The sequence below is a fragment of the Micromonospora sp. NPDC049662 genome (assembly GCF_040675055.1).
In the GTDB taxonomy this organism is placed as follows: domain Bacteria; phylum Actinomycetota; class Actinomycetes; order Mycobacteriales; family Micromonosporaceae; genus Micromonospora.
Map to the genome: position 1 here is coordinate 111,559 of NZ_JBFAOC010000003.1, position 18,146 is coordinate 129,704.

Below are 18,146 nucleotides of genomic sequence, written 5' to 3' on the forward strand. Positions count from 1 at the left end.
CGCCGATGACCGTCCTAGCGTCCACGATCATCCCTCCCACGGCTCTGACCAGGCAAAGTCGGCCCCGATTGCGACAAAGCATTCCGCAGCGAATGATTCCAGGATCGCACGGTACGTGCCGGGTGACACCCGTGGTTGCAGCGGGACGACGGGGATGTCGTCCGGCTCGTAAACGCCCTCCTCACCGCCGCCCGGTTCAACCCGGTGCTTATGGGTGCCGGCAAAGGGGCGGTGTGGGGTGTTGACACAGAGCCGGCGAGCCGAGAACGCCGTCCGACCGTCACCGGCGAGGTACTGGACCTGCGGTTCGCTCGGCTTCAGATAGTTCACCAGCATTCTGAGCCGACAGGGCGCGAGAGTGGCGATAGTGGTGTCGACCCGGATGATCCCCTGGCGGGTTGCGTGACTCTTCGTCGTCCAGGTGACTCGGCCAACGGTCGTCGCGGCGGCAAGGGGCGAGAGCAGTGCGCCGAGGTTGTCCGCCGTCATCAGCCGGGACGTCTGTCGACTCACGCCTTCTCCCCGTCGTCAAGCAGTAGCCGGAGTGCAACCAAGGCCCTCAGCCCAGGACGCTCATGTAGTTTCGGGCGGCCTGCGAGCTGCCCTGAAGCAGCGTCATCGCCTCCACGAGGCGCTGTTTGCTCTGCTCGGCGCGGGCGATAGCCTCGGCCAGTGCCGGGTGCCCAGTACCGGCGGCCACAGCGCGCAGCCGCGCCAAGGTCTGCTCGGTGGCCTCGACGGCGGCGCGAATCTGCTGCTGAGTTGCGTTGCCCTGCTCGGCGGCCTGCGCAAGCGCTGCCTTGACTTCCTCGATGCTCGCCATGCGCGCCTCCAGACCTTGATGCGAAGCGATATCGCGCCCCGTGTCGGACCGGACACTATCCGACATCGAAGCGTCTTTGCAGTCCCGGCCCGAGTCGTTGTTCTTGGACGACGCCGCAGGCCGCATGTTCTCGATCTTTCGGTCTGCAAAGACAATGGTGTCTCGACGAGCGAGGTGGCGTGACGCCCGAGTCGCGGCACCCCCCTGACAGTCGCTTGCCCCGCATCCGGGGCGGCTCGACAGGGTGTACGGGTAGCAGCCCAGCCGGTACGTTGAGGGTTCGGGAGCGCTCCCAGTGGGCGAGGCGCCGCCGTGTGTAGTTCAAATCAGGGCAAAGTCGCAGCTCCAGCACTGCGCTCTGAGTGCTACCGACGGGGATTTTCCCACTAGCAAGGAATTTATTAACATCGATGCCGCGAGGCCCCACCATGGAAGAGATCTGTCCCCTTCGATGGAGGTCTCCATGAACGTCTCTCGGCTCGGCGGGCCGACCCTGTCCCTGTTCCGCATCGTCATCGGCCTGCTGTTCACGCTGCACGGCCTCTCGTCGGTCTTCGGGTTGTTCGGCGGCAACCCGATGACCGGCAAGGCGGTACCGCTCGGCACCTGGCCGGGCTGGTGGGCTGCCCTGATCCAGCTCATCTGCGGCGCGCTGGTGCTGGTCGGACTCTTCGCCCGACCCGCCGCGCTGCTCGCGTCCGGCTCGATGGCGTACGCCTACTTCGTCGTGCACCAGCCGGACGACCTGCTGCCGCTGCGCAACGGCGGTGAGCTGTCGGCCCTCTTCTGCTGGTCGTTCCTGCTGGTAGCGACGCTCGGCTCGGGCCCGTGGGCGCTCGACTCGTTGCTCTTCAAGCGTCGCGCCGACGCGCCCTCGCCGTCGATGGCCGAGCCCAGCCCGGTGAACGCCTGACGTACCCCGCGCACGCGTCGCCGGAGCCTCGGCGTGTCGGCTCCGGCGACGCGTGCCGGTCGGGGAGGGAGTCGTCCTTCCGGTGATGCCGTGAGCGATTCAGCTCCAAAGGAGGTGCGGATGACATGCGCGCCCGCGCGCTTCCGTGGCAGGTGCCGGCGCCGTCACCAGCGCCAGCAGGCATCGAGCGGGTCAGGCTGGCGGGAGGGGAGTGAGGACCGCGTCCAGCAGGCCCGGGTAGAGCTTGTCCACCTCGTCGCGGCGCAGCCGGACCAGGCGGCTCGTGCCGGCGGCCCGGGTACGCGTCAGGCCGGCCTCGCGCAGCACCTTCAGGTGGTGGCTCCGGGTCGCCTTCGAGACGCCGAAGTCGAAGCTGCCGCAGGCCGCCTCGCCGCCCTCGGCGAGCGCCCGGACGATCTGCAACCGCACGTCATCGGCGAGCGCGGCCAGTACGGCGGTGACCGGTACGGCGGTCAGGTCGGGTTCGTGCAGCTCCATGTGACCAGCCTAACCCTTGTTCGACAACGATCGAACAACACCCTAAGGTCGGTGTCGTTGGTTCGAAGATACTCGAACATTGGAGCTGACGATGCGATCCCGCGCCGCCGCCTACCCACTGCTCGCCGCGCTCGCCTGGGGTGCGATGTTCCCGATCCTGGCCACCGCGCTGGCGAGGGTCGACCCGCTCAACCTGACCACCGCCCGCTATCTGTTCGCCGCCGTCATCCTGGTCGGCATCCTGCTGTTCCGCGAGGGGTCCGCCGCGCTGCGCCTCGGCGGTCGGGGGGTCGAGGTGGTGGTGCTGGGTGTCGTCGGCTTCGCCGGCTTCAACCTGCTCACCAACCTGGCCCTCGAACACGCCGCCCCGCAGCAGATCTCCCTGTTCGTGGCGACCACCCCGATCATCACCCAACTGGTCCGGTGGGCCCGGGACGGCGTACGGCCGAAGCCTGCCCTGCTGGCCCTCTCCCTGGTGGCGCTCCTCGGCGTCGGCCTGGTGATCACCCGCGGAAGCCTGGCCGGGCTCGGCCAGTTCGGTCTCGGCGGCCTCATGATGATCGGCGCGGTGCTCGGCTGGGCCATCTACACCCACGGCGCGACCCGGTTCGGCGCGTGGTCACCGCTGCGCTTCACCACGCTGACCGCGCTCGCCGGCACGGCCGCCATGCTGGTCGCGAGCATCGGCGCCGACGCCGTCGGGTGGCAGCACGCGCCGGCCGCCGCCGACCTGGTGGCGGTCACCCCCCAACTGGCGTACGCGGTGCTCGTCGCCGCCGTCGTCGCGGTGCTGGCCTGGAACACCGGTGTGCAGCGGCTGGGCGCGGCCAACGCCGCCCTGTTCATGAACCTCGTCCCGGTGACCACGTTCGTCGTGCAGATCGCCCGTGGCTACCGGCCGGAGGGGGTCGAACTGGTCGGCGCGGCGATCACCATCGCCGCCCTGGTCGCCGCGAACCTCGCGGCGCGCACCCGCACCCGGCCCTCGTCGTCGCCCCGGTCGACGGCGGTCACCGATCCCGTCGCGGTGGTCGACCCGGTGGCGGTGGCGGCCCGCTGACCCACTGGCTGGGATGCCCGGTGGAGGCGCCGGGCAACGTTGCCTAGACTTGACGGCACAACTGCATACCTCATCCAGAGGGGCTGAGGGATACGGCCCGACGACGCCCCGGCAACCACCCCGCGCGCTCACCGCTGAGCGACCCGCGGGGCAGGTGCCAATTCCGTCCCCGCCGCACCGTGCGATGCGGGGAAAGATGAGAGGACTCTCGACATGACGTCGACGCTCGCCGCCTCCGGCATCGACACCTCCGCCAGCCCCGCCCGCGCCCTCGTCTGCCGCGCCTGTTCGGCCCGCTACCCGCTCGCCGCCCAGCACGCCTGTTACGAGTGTTTCGGTCCGCTGGAAGTCGACTACGACACCGCGGCCCTCGCCACGGTCACCCGCGAGCAGATCGAGGCCGGCCCGAACAACATCTGGCGGTACGCCGCGCTGCTGCCCGCCGGGCAGGACCCGGCCACCCGGGTCACCCTCGACCCGGGGCTGACCCCGCTGGTGGCGGCCCCGCACCTCGCCGCCGAGCTGGGCATCACCGCGCCGCTCTGGGTCAAGGACGACAGCGCCAACCCGACCCACTCGTTCAAGGACCGGGTCGTCTCGGTGGCGCTGACCGCCGCGAAGGCGCTCGGGTTCACCCGGTTCGCCTGCGCCTCCACCGGCAACCTGGCCAACTCGGTGGCCGCGCACGCCGCCCGCGCCGGCGTGCCCTCGATCGTCTTCATCCCCAGCGACCTGGAGCAGGGCAAGGTCATCACCACCGCTGTGTACGGCGGCGAACTGGTCGCCATCGACGGCTCGTACGACGACGTCAACCGGCTCTGCGGCGAGCTGGTGGAGACCGACGAGTTCGAGGACACGGCGTTCGTCAACGTGAACGTCCGGCCGTACTACGCGGAAGGCTCCAAGACCCTCGGGTACGAGGTGGCCGAGCAGCTCGGCTGGCGGATCCCCGCCCAGGTGGTCATCCCGATGGCCAGCGGCGAACTGCTCACCAAGATTGACAAGGCGTTCTCCGAGCTGGTCGAGATCGGCCTGGTCGAGGCCCCGGCGGGCGGCTGGAAGGTGTTCGGGGCGCAGTCGGCCGGCTGCAACCCGATCGCGACGGCCCTGCACGCCGACACCGACACGATCATCCCGGTCAAGCCCACCGGCATCGCCAAGTCGCTCAACATCGGCGACCCGGCCGCCGGCCTCTACGCCCTGGAGGCGGTGCGCCGCACCGGCGGGTGGATGGAGTACGCCGACGACGACGAGATCCGCGCCGGCATCCGCGACCTGGCCCGTACCACCGGGGTGTTCGCCGAGACGGCGGGCGGCGTCACCGCGGCGGTGCTGCGCAAGCTGGTCGAGTCCGGCCGGCTCGACCCCACGGCGGAGACGGTCATCTTCAACACCGGCGAAGGACTGAAGACGATCGACGCGGTGGCCGCCCAGGTCGGCCCGACCCACCAGATCAAGCCGTCCCTGCGTGCCGCCCGCGACGCCGGCCTGCTCGGCTGAATCCACCGGGTGACTGGATTTTCGCTGTGAGTGTGGAAAACCCGCCGCGCAGGACTTGACGGCAGGAACCGGACGGCGCAAGATGCTCCGTGCGGGAGGGCATTTCGCCGAAGACTTTTGAAGTTCTTGCGACCCAACGCCGGAGGCGTTGTGCGAGTGTCCCTCCCGACCACGTCCGACAGGGCCAGCGAAAATTCGCTGGCCCTGTCGCTTTTGCACCTGCCAGGCTCGCCCACATGAGCATCACGATCGCGCCGTTCGACGGCACCGACCGGACCGCGGTCGACGAGGCGTACCGGATCGGAGCGGCGGCCACCGAGGCCGACCTGCCCGACTTCCCGCCGTCCTGCCGGCAACGCTTCGACGCCCAATTTCACACCCCGATGCCCGGCACCCGCTCCCTCTGGGCGCTGGCCCGGCTGGACGGGGTGCCCGCCGGTTACCTTCAGCTCGACCTGCCGCAGCTCGACAACACCGACAACGCCACCGCCGAGCTGACGGTCCGTCCGGACCTGCGTCGCCGGGGCGTCGGCCGGGCCCTGCACGAGTACGGGGTACGCCTGCTCCGCGAGCACGACCGCAAACGGGTCGTCGTGATGGCTGTCGCCGCGCTACCCGGCGGTCCGGCCCGACCGGCGGCGGGCGCGGCGTTCGCCACCGCGATGGGCGCGCACTCCGCGCTGGCCGAGGTGCGCCGCCGGCTGGCCATCGCCGACATCGACCGGGTCGCGCTGCGAGCGGCGCTGGCCGAGGCCCAGCCCCGCGCCGAGGGCTACCGGTCCGTCTCCTGGCAGGGCACCACCCCGCCGGAGTACCTGGCGGACATCGCCTACCTGGACGGCCGGCTCATGACGGACGCGCCCATGGGCGACGTGCAGTGGGAACCCGAGCAGGTCGACGCCGAGCGCATCCGGGGCAACGAACGCGCCCTGGACGCCCGGGGTCGGCGGCGCTACCACCTCGCGATGCGACACGAGGCGTCCGGCCGGCTGGTCGCCTGGACCCTGCTCGACGTGGGCGCCTCCGTCGACTGGCACGCGTACCAGCAGATCACCCTCGTCGACCCGGCCCACCGTGGTCACCGGCTGGGCCTCATCGCCAAGGCGGAGAACCTGCACCACCTGCTCACCCATGAGCCCGCCGTACGCGTCATCGACACCTGGAACGCGGCGAGCAACAGCTACATGGTGGCGATCAACGAGCAGCTCGGGTTCCGCCCGGTGGACGCCTGGGACAACTGGCAGCTCACTCTCTGACGGGTATCCGCCGCTACTGCTCGCGGACCTTGCTCAGGCATGATGGCGGCATGACGGAGACCCCGCATCCCCTGTACGACAGGCACGCCGACACCCTCAACCGTGCGCTGACCGCGATCACGGAGCGGGGCTACTGGTCCGCCTATCCCGAGTCCCCCAGCCCCCGGGTGTACGGCGAGACCGCCGCCGCCGACGGCAAGGCCGCCTTCGAGGCGTACCTCGGTGCTGACTTTCCCCTCGACCAGCCCGCCGCTGGCGAGCGGATCGCCACCGAGACGAGCCCGTTCGGCGTCGACCTGGCGGTGCGGTACCCGCACGCCGGCACCGACGAGTTGGTCGCCGCCGCGTCCGCCGCGTTGCCGGCCTGGCGCGACGCCGGCCCGCAGGCCCGGGTGGGCGTCTGCCTGGAGATCCTCGACCGGCTGCACAAGCACATCTTCGAGCTGGCCAACGCGGTGCAGTTCACCAGCGGGCAGGCGTTCGTGATGGCCTTCCAGGCCGGTGGCGCGCACGCGCTGGACCGGGCGCTGGAGGCGCTGGCGTACGCGTACGCCGAGATGACCCGGCACCCGGGCACGGCCGGCTGGGAGAAGGCCGCCGGCAAGGGCGACCCGCTGCGGATGATCAAGACGTTCCACGTGGTCCCGCGTGGCGTGGCGCTGGTGATCGGGTGCAACACCTTCCCGACCTGGAACTCGTACCCCGGGCTGTTCGCGTCGCTGGTCACCGGTAACCCGGTGATCGTGAAGCCGCACCCGCGCGCGGTGCTGCCGCTGGCGATCACCGTGAAGTACGCCCGGGAGGTGCTGGCCGAGGCCGGCTTCGACCCGAACCTGGTCCTGCTGGCGGCCGAGGCCCCCGGTGAGAAGCTCGCCAGCGACCTGGCCCTGCACCAGGCCGTCAAGATCGTCGACTTCACCGGTTCCACCGAGTACGGCGACTGGCTGGAGACGCACGCCCGGCAGGCGTCGGTCTACACCGAGAAGGCCGGCCTGAACACGGTCGTCATCGACTCCACCGACGACTTCGCCGGCATGTGCCGCAACCTCGGTTTCACGCTGACCCTCTACAGCGGGCAGATGTGCACCACGTCGCAGAACATCCTCATCCCGGCCGGCGGCATCGAGACCGACCAGGGGCACAAGAGCTTCGACGAGGTGGCCGGCGGGATCGCGGCGGCGATCGGCAAGCTGACCGCCGACCCGGCCCGGGGGGTCGAGCTGACCGGCGCCATCGTCAACGACGGGGTGCTGGAGCGGCTGGCCGAGGTCACCAAGGTTGGCGAGCCGGTGCTGGAGTCGCGGACGGTGGCGCACCCGTCGTACGCCGACGCGGTGGTGCGTACCCCGACGGTCGTGAAGCTGACCGCGGACGACGCCCAGACGTACGGCCGGGAGTGGTTCGGGCCGATCTCGTTCGCCATCGCGACCGACTCCACCGCGCACAGTCTGGAGCTGATGCGCCGGACCATCGGCGAGAAGGGCGCGCTGACCGCCGGGGTCTACTCGACCGACGAGGCGGTGCTGGACGCCGCCGAGGCGGTCGCGGTCGAGGTCGGTGTGCACCTGTCCGCCAACCTCACCGGCGGCGTCTTCGTGAACCAGTCGGCGGCCTTCTCCGACTTCCACGGCAGCGGCGCCAACGCGGCGGCCAACTCCGCCCTGACCGACGGCGCCTACGTGGCCAACCGGTTCCGGATCGTGCAGTCCCGCCGCCACGCCTGACCTCTCGTGGTGATCAAGAGGTTCGCGTCAGAAATGACGCTGTTCTTGACGCGAACCTCTTGATCACCGGGGTCGGTGGGGGGGAGGGGGGTTAGGCTGTTCGGCGCATTTGTAGTTCGGTTAGGGCGGGGATGGTGGGGTGGGGGACCCGTACGCCGGTGTCCTTGAAGCCGAGGCGCTGGTAGGCCCGGTAGGCGCGGTCGTTGCCGACCACCACCTCCAACATCAGCTCCGGCCGGCCGCAGTCCCGCGACCAGGCGGCCACCCCGTCGATCAGCTCGCCGAGCAGCCCGCTGCCCCGCCAGGCCGGCGTGACGTACACGGCGTAGATCACGGTGAGGCCCGGCTCGTTCGGCGCGACCGTTCCACCGGCGTGCCCGACGAGCCGGCCGCCCGGATCCGCGACGAACTGCGCGGTGTGCGGACCGGTCGACGTGAACGCCACCCGGGCGGCGAACTCGTTGTGCGGTCGGGCCGCGGCATCCGCCAACGTCTCCAGGAAGGCCAACGGCGCGTCGGCGAGCATCTCCAGTCGCAGCGCCCGCATCCGGGCGGCGTCCTGCGGTCGTACCCGGTGGATCCGCGCCTGCCGCAGGGGCGCGGAGCCCGTGTCGGTGCTCATGCCCGCATGCCTACCACAGGGGCGGACGCGCACCGGTGACCCGTGCCGCCAGACCCCCTCGATCCGGTCCAAACGCAACCATCGTCATGAATCCGACGGACCCTCGGATCGCTACGAACTATGCCCGATTTGTGGTCGTGCGCTCCCGTCACTCCTCGTGTAGCGTGCGATTTCGATCACCTCTTTCAACGGTCGCCGTCGATCGCTGAGGTGGTGGTTCGTGGGTGTCCGGCGGTGCCGGACGGCCGGGCAGGCAACGCCGCGCAGAGTGAGGGAAGTGCACCGTGGCACAGGGTTCTGTGAAGTGGTTCAACGCCGAGAAGGGTTACGGCTTCATCGCCGTCGACGGCGGTCAGGACGTGTTCGTCCACTTCTCCGCGATCGAGATGGACGGCTACAAGGCGCTCGACGACGGTCAGCGGGTCGAGTTCGAGATCGCCCAGGGTCAGAAGGGCCCGCAGGCGGAGCACGTCCGCGTCATCGGCTGACCGATCCCGATCTGCTCGCCGGCTGTTGCGCGACCGGCTGGCGAGTCGGGGCTGCGGCGCGGACGCCGGCCCGGGAAGATCGTGAACCGTTCCAGCCGATGCTGAGGAGGGTTCATGACCGACCAGTCGCCGCCACCCGCCACGCCCTCCGGGCCGGGTGAGCCGAGCCGGCCCGACCCGACGTCACCCGGCGACGGCTCCGGCGCGTCACCAGTTTCGGGCACCCCGCCCGTCCCGGACGCTGGCCTGCCGCACGCGGGCCCGCCGCCGCAGAGCTGGGACCCGGCGCAGGCATGGGGTCAGCCCGCTGGTCCGCCGCCGGGCTGGGATCCCGCCCAGGGAGCATGGGGTCAGCCCGGTGGTCCGCCGCCGCAGGGCTGGGCCTTTCCGCCCACCGGCGGCTACCCGCCGGGGGCCGGTCCCTACGGCGCTCAGCCGTGGTATCCGGGGGCGCCGGTCGGCTGGTACCCGCCGGGTTACGGCCTCGACCCGAACGACGCCCTGGTCACTCCGCCCGGTGCCGGTATCGGGGGCTGGTTCGACCGGTTCTGGGGCGCGCTGCGCCGGGGCTGGCGGCAGTTGGTGCCGATCATGCTGCTCACCCAGGTCCTGCCGGCGGCGGTGCTGTCGGTCATCTCGTTCGGTCTGGACCCGTCGCCCACCTGGGCGGCGCAGGCCGAGACGGACCCGTCGGCCGGGCTGCCGGACAACTTCGCCACCAGCCTGTTGACCCTCGTCGTCGTGCTGGTCGGCGGCAGCCTGCTGATCGGCCTGGTGCAGGCGCTGGGCTGGGCCGCGGGCAGTTGGGTGATCACCCAGCAGGCGGCCGGCCGGCCCGCCCGGCTCGACGCGGCGCTGCGGTACGGGCTGCGCCGGGCCGTCGGCCTGTGGGGTTGGACGCTGCTGGTCAGCCTGCTCATCGGCATCGGAGTCTGCTTCTGCGTGCTGCCGGGGATCTACCTGGCGTTCGCGTTGAGCATGGCCGGCCCGGTCTACCTGTTCGAGCGGGACAACCCGATCGGCCGGTCGTTCCGGATGTTCCACGACCGGCTCGGAATGCTGCTCGGCCGGGTGGCCCTGGTGGGCGCGGCGGTGATCATCGGAACCGTGGTGCCCGGCATCCTGGAGTCCGCCGGCACCGGCGCGTTCGGCGAGGATCCGTTCGCGTCCCCGGGCCCCGCGGTCGGGGTGGTGGTGGTCATCGCCGTCACGGCGGTGCTGGCCCTGCCGGCCCACCTCGCCCAGTTGGTCGGTCTGCTGATCACGTACGCCGAGCAACGGGCTCATGAGGGGCCCGTGAACGGGGCCACACTGGCTGCGGAACTCGACTGACCGGGCTCATCGTGCTTGCACTCGGCAGGTGAGAGTGCTAAACAAGTCATTGGCACTCGCATACCGTGAGTGCCAATGGTCGGGACGGTGGGGCCTGGTTGCGCCGGTGTGGAGACACCGGGGCAGCACATGGCCGGTCGTCGCGGGCTATCCGGCCCGGCCGAAGGACGTCGTCGTCGCCAGGTGGCGACGTCCCAAGGTGCGTACACCAGGCGGCCCATCCGGGGCACACATCTCGGGTGGCCCGTGAGTGTCCAGGAGGACAACGCCGTATGGCCAAGATGATCGCGTTCGACGAAGAGGCGCGCCGCGGCCTCGAGCGGGGCATGAACCAGCTCGCCGACGCCGTAAAGGTGACCCTCGGCCCCAAGGGCCGCAACGTCGTGCTCGAGAAGAAGTGGGGTGCCCCCACCATCACCAACGATGGTGTGAGCATCGCCAAGGAGATCGAGCTCGAGGACCCGTACGAGAAGATCGGCGCTGAGCTGGTCAAGGAGGTCGCCAAGAAGACCGACGACGTTGCCGGTGACGGCACGACGACGGCGACCGTCCTGGCCCAGGCCCTGGTTCGCGAGGGCCTGCGCAACGTGGCCGCCGGCGCCAACCCGATGGCCCTGAAGCGGGGCATCGAGGCCGCGGTCGCGAGCGTCTCGGAGGAGCTGTCCAAGCTCGCCAAGGACGTCGAGACCAAGGAGCAGATCGCCTCCACCGCCTCCATCTCCGCTGGCGACAGCACTGTCGGCGAGATCATCGCCGAGGCGATGGACAAGGTCGGCAAGGAAGGCGTCATCACCGTCGAGGAGAGCAACACCTTCGGGCTGGAGCTGGAGCTCACCGAGGGTATGCGCTTCGACAAGGGCTACATCTCGGCCTACTTCATGACCGACCCGGAGCGTATGGAGGCCGTCTTCGACGACCCGTACATCCTGATCGTCAACAGCAAGATCTCGTCGGTGAAGGACCTGCTCCCGATCCTGGAGAAGGTCATGCAGGGCGGCAAGCCGCTGCTGATCATCGCCGAGGACATCGAGGGCGAGGCCCTGGCCACCCTGGTCGTCAACAAGGTCCGGGGCACCTTCAAGTCGGTCGCCGTCAAGGCGCCGGGCTTCGGTGACCGCCGCAAGGCCATGCTGGGCGACATCGCCATCCTCACCGGCGGCCAGGTCATCAGCGAGGAGGTCGGCCTCAAGCTCGACGCCGTCAGCGTCGACATGCTGGGCCACGCCCGCAAGGTCGTCGTCACCAAGGACGAGACCACCATCGTCGACGGTGCCGGTGACGCCGAGCAGATCCAGGGCCGGGTCAACCAGATCCGGGCCGAGATCGACAAGAGCGACTCCGACTACGACCGCGAGAAGCTGCAGGAGCGGCTGGCCAAGCTGGCCGGTGGCGTTGCGGTCATCAAGGTCGGCGCGGCCACCGAGGTCGAGCTGAAGGAGCGCAAGCACCGCATCGAGGACGCCGTTCGCAACGCGAAGGCGGCCGTCGAGGAGGGCATCGTCCCCGGTGGTGGCGTCGCGCTGGTGCAGGCCGGCAAGACCGCCTTCGACAAGCTGGACCTGGTCGGCGACGAGGCGACCGGTGCCAACATCGTCAAGGTCGCGCTGGACGCCCCGCTGCGGCAGATCGCCGTCAACGCCGGCCTCGAGGGCGGCGTCGTGGTGGAGAAGGTCCGTAACCTCGAAGCGGGTCACGGCCTCAACGCCGCCAACGGCGAGTACGTCGACCTGCTGGCCGCGGGCATCATCGACCCGGCCAAGGTGACGCGTTCGGCGCTGCAGAACGCGTCGTCGATCGCCGCGCTGTTCCTCACCACCGAGGCCGTCGTCGCGGACAAGCCGGAGAAGACCCCGGCTGCCCCGGCTGGCCCGGGTGGCGGGGACATGGACTTCTGAGTCCAGTTCCGACACACCGAACGGGGCGGGCCGCTGACGCGGTCCGCCCCGTTCGTCGTCAGGTGGGCAGTGGACGCTGGTTGCGGCGCTTCTGCGCCCGGTCGTACGGCGGCAGCGACCGGATCGGCGCGTCCACCATCTCCTGCGGTTCCTCGGTCGCCGGTCGGCCGTCGGTGCTCATCTCGGCCAGTTGTTCGGCGTCGCCGTAGTCCAGCCGGTCGAACGGCAGTTGGCCGGGCAGTTCGTCGGCCGGTTTCCAGGTGATCGGCGGGCCGTCCTCGGTCTGGTCGTCATCCGTGGTCATGGCTGCCTCCTCTACCGAAACGGTAGGGGGCGTCGATGCCCGACGCGGACGAATGGGTCAATGTCCCATTTGACCGCTATTCGGCCCCAAGCCGTCGCCGGTACAGGAAGAAGACCCGCTCGATCCGCGCACCCGCGCTGCCCGAGTAGAACGGCACCGGCCCCACCCAGCCGATCTCCGCCCGGTCCAGTCCCGCCGCACGCTGATCCCGCAGGCAGCGTCGCAGCAGCACTCCGCCGATGCCCGAGCCCTCGGCGGCCGGGGCGGTGCCCATCGGCCCGAACCAGCTCGGCCGGGACGATCCGTAGGCGGCGAAGCCCAGCACCTCGCCGGCCCGCTCCGCCAGGTGGCAGCCGGCCCCCTCGCGGCCCACCGATCCGGCCAGCTCACCGTCCCAGGCGCCGCCGAAGGTGGACCGGGCGAACGCGGTCAGCGCCGGCAGGTCAGCGGGCTCGGCCCGCCGTACCGTGATGCCCTGCCCGGCCAGCCGCCGCTCGGCGGCCTCCGTCGACCGCAGCGCCGGGGACTCGTCGTACGACAGGTCCGCCGTCATGTTCCAGGCGGTCCGGTCCTGCTGGTAGCCGAGCGCGAGGGCCGCGCACACCGCCGGCGTGTACCGCACGTCGATGCCCGGCCAGGCGTAGTACGGCGGGTTTCCGGCCAGCAGCACCTCGGTCACGCCGTGCTCGGCGAGCGCCCGCTCGGCCCGGGCGACCAGGCTGCGGCCCACGCCCCGGCGACGCTGCCCCGGCAGTACGGCGACCAGGTCCACGTGCCCGATGCCCGGCTCCGTCGGCGACACCGAGCAGAGCAGCACCCCGACCAGGTCGCCGGCCCGGTACGCCCCCAGCCCGATCACCGTCCGGTCGACGGCGGCCCGCGGCCAGAGGACGTCCACGACGGCGTCCGCCTCGGCGGCGTCCTCGGGCAGGTCGAGGGCCTGCGCGCAGAGCCGCGCCACGGTGGGCGCGAGATCGAGGGCCAGCTCGGTGACGGTGATCTCGGCGTCCATGGGTGCCGACCCTAGATCACCCGCCGCCTCCCGCCCTGCTCACCCCCGGGCGGCGCGGACGGCGGCGTACGCGTCGACCTGCCCGGCGCCGGTGACGTTCGCCGGGGTGCCGCAGGCGTCACTCGGATTGCGTGAGCGGTACGTCGGCTCGGCCGGCGTGGCGGTGTCCCGCAGGATCTGCCGGGTCCGGGTCAGATCGCCGATCAGCGCCGGGTTCGCCGACCACATGAGCGCGACCACTCCCGCCACCTGCGGGGTCGCCATCGACGTGCCGTCCAGCGCCGCGTACCCGCCGCCGGGCATGGCCGAGACGACCCCCACCCCGGGGGCCAGCACGTCCGGCTTGCCCGCGCCGCCCTCCACCGGCCCGCGCGAGGAGAACTCCGCGACGCGTCGCTGCGCGTCCACCGCGCCCACGGTCAGCACGTTCGCGTACGGCGCGGGTGGTTCGTCGATCGACGCGCACCACGGGCCGCTGTTCCCGGCGGCGGCGACCACGAAGATCCCGGCCGCGTCCAGCGCCGTGGTGGCCGGCAGCAACGCGCCCCGGTCGCAACCCTCGATCGAGGGGCAGCTCCACGAGTTGGTCAGCACCTGCGGGGCGCGCTCCGGCCGGCCGTCGGTGAACGGGTCACCCCCCGCGGGGAACGGCGCCAGCATGAACTGGAGGCAGTCCAGGTAGTGCCCCGGGCTGCCCAGGTTGCGGTCCAGGTTGACGCAGCCCACCCACTGCGCGTCCGGGGCCACGCCGATGCCGTTGCGCCCGACCGCGCTGCCCACCGTGTGGGTGCCGTGCCCGCCCTGGTCGTTCGGTGCCCGGGTGCCGTCCCACGGGTCGTACCAGGAGTCGTCACCGCCCCGGAACCCGGGCCGCAGCGCTGGATGGCTGCCGTCCACGCCGGAATCGGAACTGCCGACCACGATCCCCGCGCCGGTCGCCCCGAGCTGGGACCAGACCCGGTCCGCGCCGAGCTGACGGATGTTCCACTCCGGGCCGGTCGGTGCCGGCGCGGTGCCCCGGGTCTGCCCCGCCGGGGCGGGCAGGGGCCGTAGACGCTGGCTGATCAGCACCCGGGCCACCTCGGGCCGACGGGCGAGCCAGGCGCGCACGGCCGGACCACCGTCCACCTCGACCGCGTTGACCAGGTAGTACGGCACCGGGTCGAGCCGTAGCCGCCCCGCCGTGCGGCGCAGGTCGGCCTGCGTACGGTCTGCGGTCGCCACCAGCCGCCGGTAGACCTCCGTTGCCCGGGTATCCCGCCCGGCCTGTCCCGTTGCGCCGGCCGGGATGCCGCTCAGGTCGGCCTGCTCGCGCAGCACCACCAGCAGCCGCTCGCCGTACAGGCCGGGCTGACCGGGCCCGGCGTCGACCACGCCCACCGCCACCAGCAGGACCGCCGCCGCCAGCGCGGCCACCCGGCGACTCGGGGTACGTGCCGCCGGGCGGGCCAGCAGCACCGCGTACCCGATGGCGAGGACGACCGCGACGGCGAGGCCGACGCCGGCGGCGGCCGCAACCCAGAACGGCACGTCGCGGGTGCCGACCAGCAGCAGAGTGATCTCTTCCGGATCGGTGAAGGCCAGCGGCCCGAGGGCGGCCAGGCCCACCAGCCAGCCGGTCGCGACCCGGCCCACGCGGGCCGGATCGGTCGTGTCGACGCCGGGCTGCGAGGCCGCGACCAGTCTCCCGGTGGCCGGCCGCCAGGTCGCGGCCCAGAGCGCGGCGAGCACGAAACCGGTCGGCGGCAGCGTCAGCAGGGCGGGCAGCTGCGCGCCGGACTGGCCCGTCCCGGCCGCGAGCAGCAGCAGCGCCAACCCGGCGACGAGGCCACCGACCAGCACCAGGCGGGCCGGTCGGGGTGGCCGGCCGACCGCGAACCGGGACCAGAAGGTGGCGTCCAGCAGCATGGCGGCCAGCCCGCCCAGCGAGGCGGCTGCCAGGACCGCGAGGACCGTCTCCAGCAGGCCGCCGAGCGCGCCCAGCCAGGCCCACGGCAGCAACAGCGCCAACCCGGCGGCGACCGCCAGCAGCGGCACCGCGCCCGGCCGACGCGAGCCGCGCCCCGCCAGCTCCGCGTCACCGGTGGCCCCCGTCCGCGCGGCGACGGCCCGCCCCGGGTCGGATTCGGTCCGCGCGGCGTCGGTCGGGGCGGCATCGGTCCGCGCGGCGACGGTCGGGGCGGCGTCGGTCCGCGCGGCGTCGGTCGGGGCGGCATCGGTCCGCGCGGCGTCGCCTTCGCCGCCGGGCGCCGGGCCGTCGACCAGGCCAGCCGGCCCGGGGTACGTCCGCCGACGTCCCGACCACCTGACGGCGAGCGCGCCGAGCAGCGCCGTCGCGGCCAGCGTGGCGAGGTAGGCCTCGTGGTGCACGGGCGGCACCACCCGCAGCAGGGTGAGCACACCGAGGGTCAGCGCACCGAGCAGCCACACCCGTCCGGTGGCCCGGACAGCGGCCGAGCGGGGCAGGACAGCCAGCAGCAGGGCGGGCGTGCCGGCCAGCACGACGGCGGCCAGGCCGAGCACCGGCCAGAGCCAGCCCACCCGGTCCCGTCCGAAGCCCAGCAGCACCTGATCGGTCAGCCAGCCACCGGTCTGGCTGGCCACCGTGACCGCGACGGTCCAGCAGCCGACGAAGACGGCCGCGACCACCGGCCACGGGGAGCTGCGGTCGTCGACTCCAGGATGACCATGCATCCAGGAACCCTACGGCTACCCGGAAAATCTTTGGACACTTCCCGGTGGCCGCCAACGGGAACTGTCCGAGATCTGCGGCCGGTCGAGGTGGAACGCGGGCGGGGCGGAGCTGGCGGCACGTGTCGACCGGCTGGTACGGCGGTTACGGTGGATGAGTGCGTGATCCCAATGTCTCCCGGTCCGTCGCCGGGCAGCTCTCGCCGATCCGTCGTGCGGCAGACCTGCGCCGACTCCGCGCCGAACGCTTCGACGTCCTGGTCATCGGGGGTGGGGTGACCGGTGCCGGTGCCGCCCTGGACGCGGCGTCCCGGGGCCTGAAGGTGGCCCTGGTCGAGGCGCGCGACCTCGCGTCGGGCACGTCGAGCCGATCCAGCAAGCTGATCCACGGCGGGCTGCGTTACCTGGAGCAGTTGGAGTTCCATCTGGTCCACGAGGCGCTGACCGAGCGCGGTCTGCTGGCGACCCGGCTCGCGCCGCACCTGGTCCGTCCGGTGCCGTTCCTCGTGCCGCTGCCCGCCGGCCGGGGTCTGCGGGACCTGCCGGCGCGCGTCTTCCGCCGTTCGTACTACGGCGCGGGCGTGGCCGCGTACGACGCCTTCGCCGGTCTCTTCGGCGGTGGCCGGGGCATGCCACTGCACCGGCACCTCACCCGGGAGGGCGCTCGGCGGATCTTCCCGAGCCTGCGTGCCGACACCCTGGCCGGCGCGATCCGCTACTACGACGGGCAGGTCGACGACGCCCGGTTGGTCGTCACCCTGGCCCGCACCGCGGCCAGCCTCGGCGCCACGGTGGTGAGCAGCGCCCGTGCCGTCGGGTTGATCCGCCAGGCGCGGGAGGTCACCGGTGTCCGGGTCCGCGACCTGGAGGCCCCGCCCGGCTCGCCGGACGCGGAGTTCGAGGTGCAGGCCCGCACCGTCATCGCGGCCACCGGCGTGTGGAGCGACGACATGTCCCGGATGCTCAACGACGTGGGCCTGCGGCCCGGCATCCGGGTGCGCGCCTCGAAGGGCGTGCACCTGGTGGTGCCCCGCTCGGCGATCACCGGGGAGACGGGGCTGATCCTGCGTACGGCGACGTCGGTGCTCTTCGTCATCCCGTGGGGCGGGCACTGGATCATCGGTACGACGGACACCGACTGGCGGTTGGACCGGTCCCACCCGGCCGCTTCGGCACGCGACATCGACTACCTGTTGCAGCAGGTCAACACCGTCTTGGACCGGCCGCTGACGACCGCCGACATCGAGGGCGTCTACGCCGGGCTGCGCCCGCTGCTGGCCGGGGAGGCCGACTCCACCTCGAAGCTGTCCCGGGAACACGCGGTGTTCGAGCCGATGCTCGGGCTGCTGCTGGTGGCCGGTGGCAAGTACACGACGTACCGGGTGATGGCGTCGGACGTGGTCGACCGGGCCGTACGCCGGTTGGGGGGCGGCCGGGCGTCGCGGACGGCCGACCTGCCGCTGCTGGGCGCGGACGGGTACGCGGCGCTGTGGCGGGACCGGGCCGACCTGGCCCGGCGGCACGGTGTTCCGGTGGGGGTGGTGGAGCACCTGCTGGAGCGGTACGGCAGCCTCACCCTCGATCTGCTGGCGCTTGTCGACGCCGAGCCGCTGCTCGCGTCGCCGCTGGCCGGCGCTCCGGAGTACCTGGCGGCCGAGGTCGCCTACGCGGCGCGGGCCGAGGGGGCGCTGCACCTGGAGGACGTGCTGACCCGACGTACCCGGATCTCGTTCGAGACCAGTCACCGTGGCCTGGAGTCGGCGGAGCACGCGGCCGAGTTGATGGGCTCGGTGCTGGGGTGGGACGCGGCCACCCGGGCCGCCGAGGTCGAGCACTACCGCGCGCGGGTCGAGGCGGAGCGCCGGTCCCAGCTCATGCCGGACGACGCCGGGGCGGACGCCGCGCGACTCGGCGTGCCGGACGCCCGCGGGTACGCCGCGGACCGGGGTGGCGACGATCAGGCGGAGCTGCGACCCACGGCGAGATGACCGGTATGTAACGCTACCGATGGGTAACTAGCTATAGCGG

General features: G+C 71.9%; 16 protein-coding genes and 1 riboswitch. Of the genes, 9 read left to right on the forward strand and 7 right to left on the reverse strand.

What is annotated here, in order from left to right; all coding sequences use genetic code 11:
* Positions 1-27 precede the first annotated feature (27 nt).
* Both AB0J36_RS03665 and AB0J36_RS03670 read right to left on the reverse strand, forming a co-directional pair.
* Positions 28-513, reverse strand: coding sequence for a hypothetical protein (locus AB0J36_RS03665; RefSeq protein WP_363660086.1), 486 nt, complete (start codon positions 511-513; stop codon positions 28-30).
* 46 nt (positions 514-559) lie between these two features.
* Positions 560-823, reverse strand: a complete 264-nt coding sequence (locus AB0J36_RS03670; RefSeq protein WP_363660087.1) for a hypothetical protein — start codon at positions 821-823, stop codon at positions 560-562.
* Between the two features lie 463 nt (positions 824-1,286).
* On the opposite strand from AB0J36_RS03670, the gene AB0J36_RS03675 reads away from it, so the two are divergent.
* The gene (locus AB0J36_RS03675) at positions 1,287-1,736 is read left to right on the forward strand and encodes a DoxX family protein (protein ID WP_357392341.1); all 450 of its coding nucleotides are present in this window, start codon (positions 1,287-1,289) and stop codon (positions 1,734-1,736) included.
* Between the two features lie 192 nt (positions 1,737-1,928).
* Here the strand turns inward: AB0J36_RS03675 and AB0J36_RS03680 are convergent, their stop codons facing one another.
* Positions 1,929-2,234 carry a metalloregulator ArsR/SmtB family transcription factor gene (locus tag AB0J36_RS03680; RefSeq protein WP_357392342.1) on the reverse strand — a complete coding sequence of 102 codons (306 nt, stop codon included), beginning with the start codon at positions 2,232-2,234 and terminating at the stop codon, positions 1,929-1,931.
* 91 nt (positions 2,235-2,325) lie between these two features.
* Between AB0J36_RS03680 and AB0J36_RS03685 the strand changes: the two genes are divergently transcribed.
* The 4 genes from AB0J36_RS03685 to paaN all read left to right on the forward strand — a co-directional run bounded on the left by AB0J36_RS03685 (position 2,326) and on the right by paaN (position 7,774).
* The gene (locus AB0J36_RS03685; RefSeq protein WP_363660088.1) at positions 2,326-3,294 is read left to right on the forward strand and encodes a DMT family transporter; all 969 of its coding nucleotides are present in this window, start codon (positions 2,326-2,328) and stop codon (positions 3,292-3,294) included.
* 67 nt (positions 3,295-3,361) lie between these two features.
* Positions 3,362-3,497, forward strand: a riboswitch (SAM riboswitch).
* A 10-nt stretch (positions 3,498-3,507) separates the two neighbouring features.
* The gene (gene thrC / locus AB0J36_RS03690; protein ID WP_357172454.1) at positions 3,508-4,794 is read left to right on the forward strand and encodes a threonine synthase; all 1,287 of its coding nucleotides are present in this window, start codon (positions 3,508-3,510) and stop codon (positions 4,792-4,794) included.
* Between the two features lie 236 nt (positions 4,795-5,030).
* A complete protein-coding gene (locus tag AB0J36_RS03695) occupies positions 5,031-6,050 on the forward strand; it encodes a GNAT family N-acetyltransferase (protein ID WP_357172451.1) in 1,020 nt (339 codons plus the stop codon).
* A 50-nt stretch (positions 6,051-6,100) separates the two neighbouring features.
* The gene (gene paaN, locus AB0J36_RS03700; RefSeq protein ID WP_357128924.1) at positions 6,101-7,774 is read left to right on the forward strand and encodes a phenylacetic acid degradation protein PaaN; all 1,674 of its coding nucleotides are present in this window, start codon (positions 6,101-6,103) and stop codon (positions 7,772-7,774) included.
* A 91-nt stretch (positions 7,775-7,865) separates the two neighbouring features.
* Here the strand turns inward: paaN and AB0J36_RS03705 are convergent, their stop codons facing one another.
* Positions 7,866-8,396, reverse strand: coding sequence for a GNAT family N-acetyltransferase (locus tag AB0J36_RS03705; RefSeq protein WP_363660090.1), 531 nt, complete (start codon positions 8,394-8,396; stop codon positions 7,866-7,868).
* 284 nt (positions 8,397-8,680) lie between these two features.
* Here AB0J36_RS03705 and AB0J36_RS03710 point away from each other — a divergent pair, with 284 nt between their 5' ends.
* The 3 genes from AB0J36_RS03710 to groL all read left to right on the forward strand — a co-directional run bounded on the left by AB0J36_RS03710 (position 8,681) and on the right by groL (position 12,111).
* Positions 8,681-8,884 carry a cold-shock protein gene (locus AB0J36_RS03710; RefSeq protein ID WP_124815530.1) on the forward strand — a complete coding sequence of 68 codons (204 nt, stop codon included), beginning with the start codon at positions 8,681-8,683 and terminating at the stop codon, positions 8,882-8,884.
* Between the two features lie 114 nt (positions 8,885-8,998).
* On the forward strand, positions 8,999-10,216 hold the full coding sequence (locus AB0J36_RS03715; protein WP_363660091.1) for a hypothetical protein: 1,218 nt from the start codon (positions 8,999-9,001) through the stop codon (positions 10,214-10,216).
* A gap of 272 nt (positions 10,217-10,488) precedes the next feature.
* The gene (gene groL / locus AB0J36_RS03720; protein WP_357128934.1) at positions 10,489-12,111 is read left to right on the forward strand and encodes a chaperonin GroEL; all 1,623 of its coding nucleotides are present in this window, start codon (positions 10,489-10,491) and stop codon (positions 12,109-12,111) included.
* A 58-nt stretch (positions 12,112-12,169) separates the two neighbouring features.
* On the opposite strand, the gene AB0J36_RS03725 is transcribed toward groL, so the two are convergent.
* From AB0J36_RS03725 to AB0J36_RS03735, 3 genes are all read right to left on the reverse strand, one after another.
* Positions 12,170-12,415 carry a hypothetical protein gene (locus AB0J36_RS03725; RefSeq protein ID WP_357128937.1) on the reverse strand — a complete coding sequence of 82 codons (246 nt, stop codon included), beginning with the start codon at positions 12,413-12,415 and terminating at the stop codon, positions 12,170-12,172.
* A 76-nt stretch (positions 12,416-12,491) separates the two neighbouring features.
* Positions 12,492-13,427, reverse strand: a complete 936-nt coding sequence (locus tag AB0J36_RS03730) for a GNAT family N-acetyltransferase (RefSeq protein WP_363660092.1) — start codon at positions 13,425-13,427, stop codon at positions 12,492-12,494.
* A gap of 39 nt (positions 13,428-13,466) precedes the next feature.
* Positions 13,467-16,121 carry a S8 family serine peptidase gene (locus tag AB0J36_RS03735; RefSeq protein ID WP_363660093.1) on the reverse strand — a complete coding sequence of 885 codons (2,655 nt, stop codon included), beginning with the start codon at positions 16,119-16,121 and terminating at the stop codon, positions 13,467-13,469.
* Positions 16,122-16,276: 155 nt separating this feature from the next.
* Between AB0J36_RS03735 and AB0J36_RS03740 the strand changes: the two genes are divergently transcribed.
* Complete coding sequence (locus AB0J36_RS03740; RefSeq protein ID WP_357128946.1) at positions 16,277-18,106, forward strand: glycerol-3-phosphate dehydrogenase/oxidase; 1,830 nt, start codon at positions 16,277-16,279, stop codon at positions 18,104-18,106.
* The last annotated feature ends 40 nt before the right edge of the window (positions 18,107-18,146 follow it).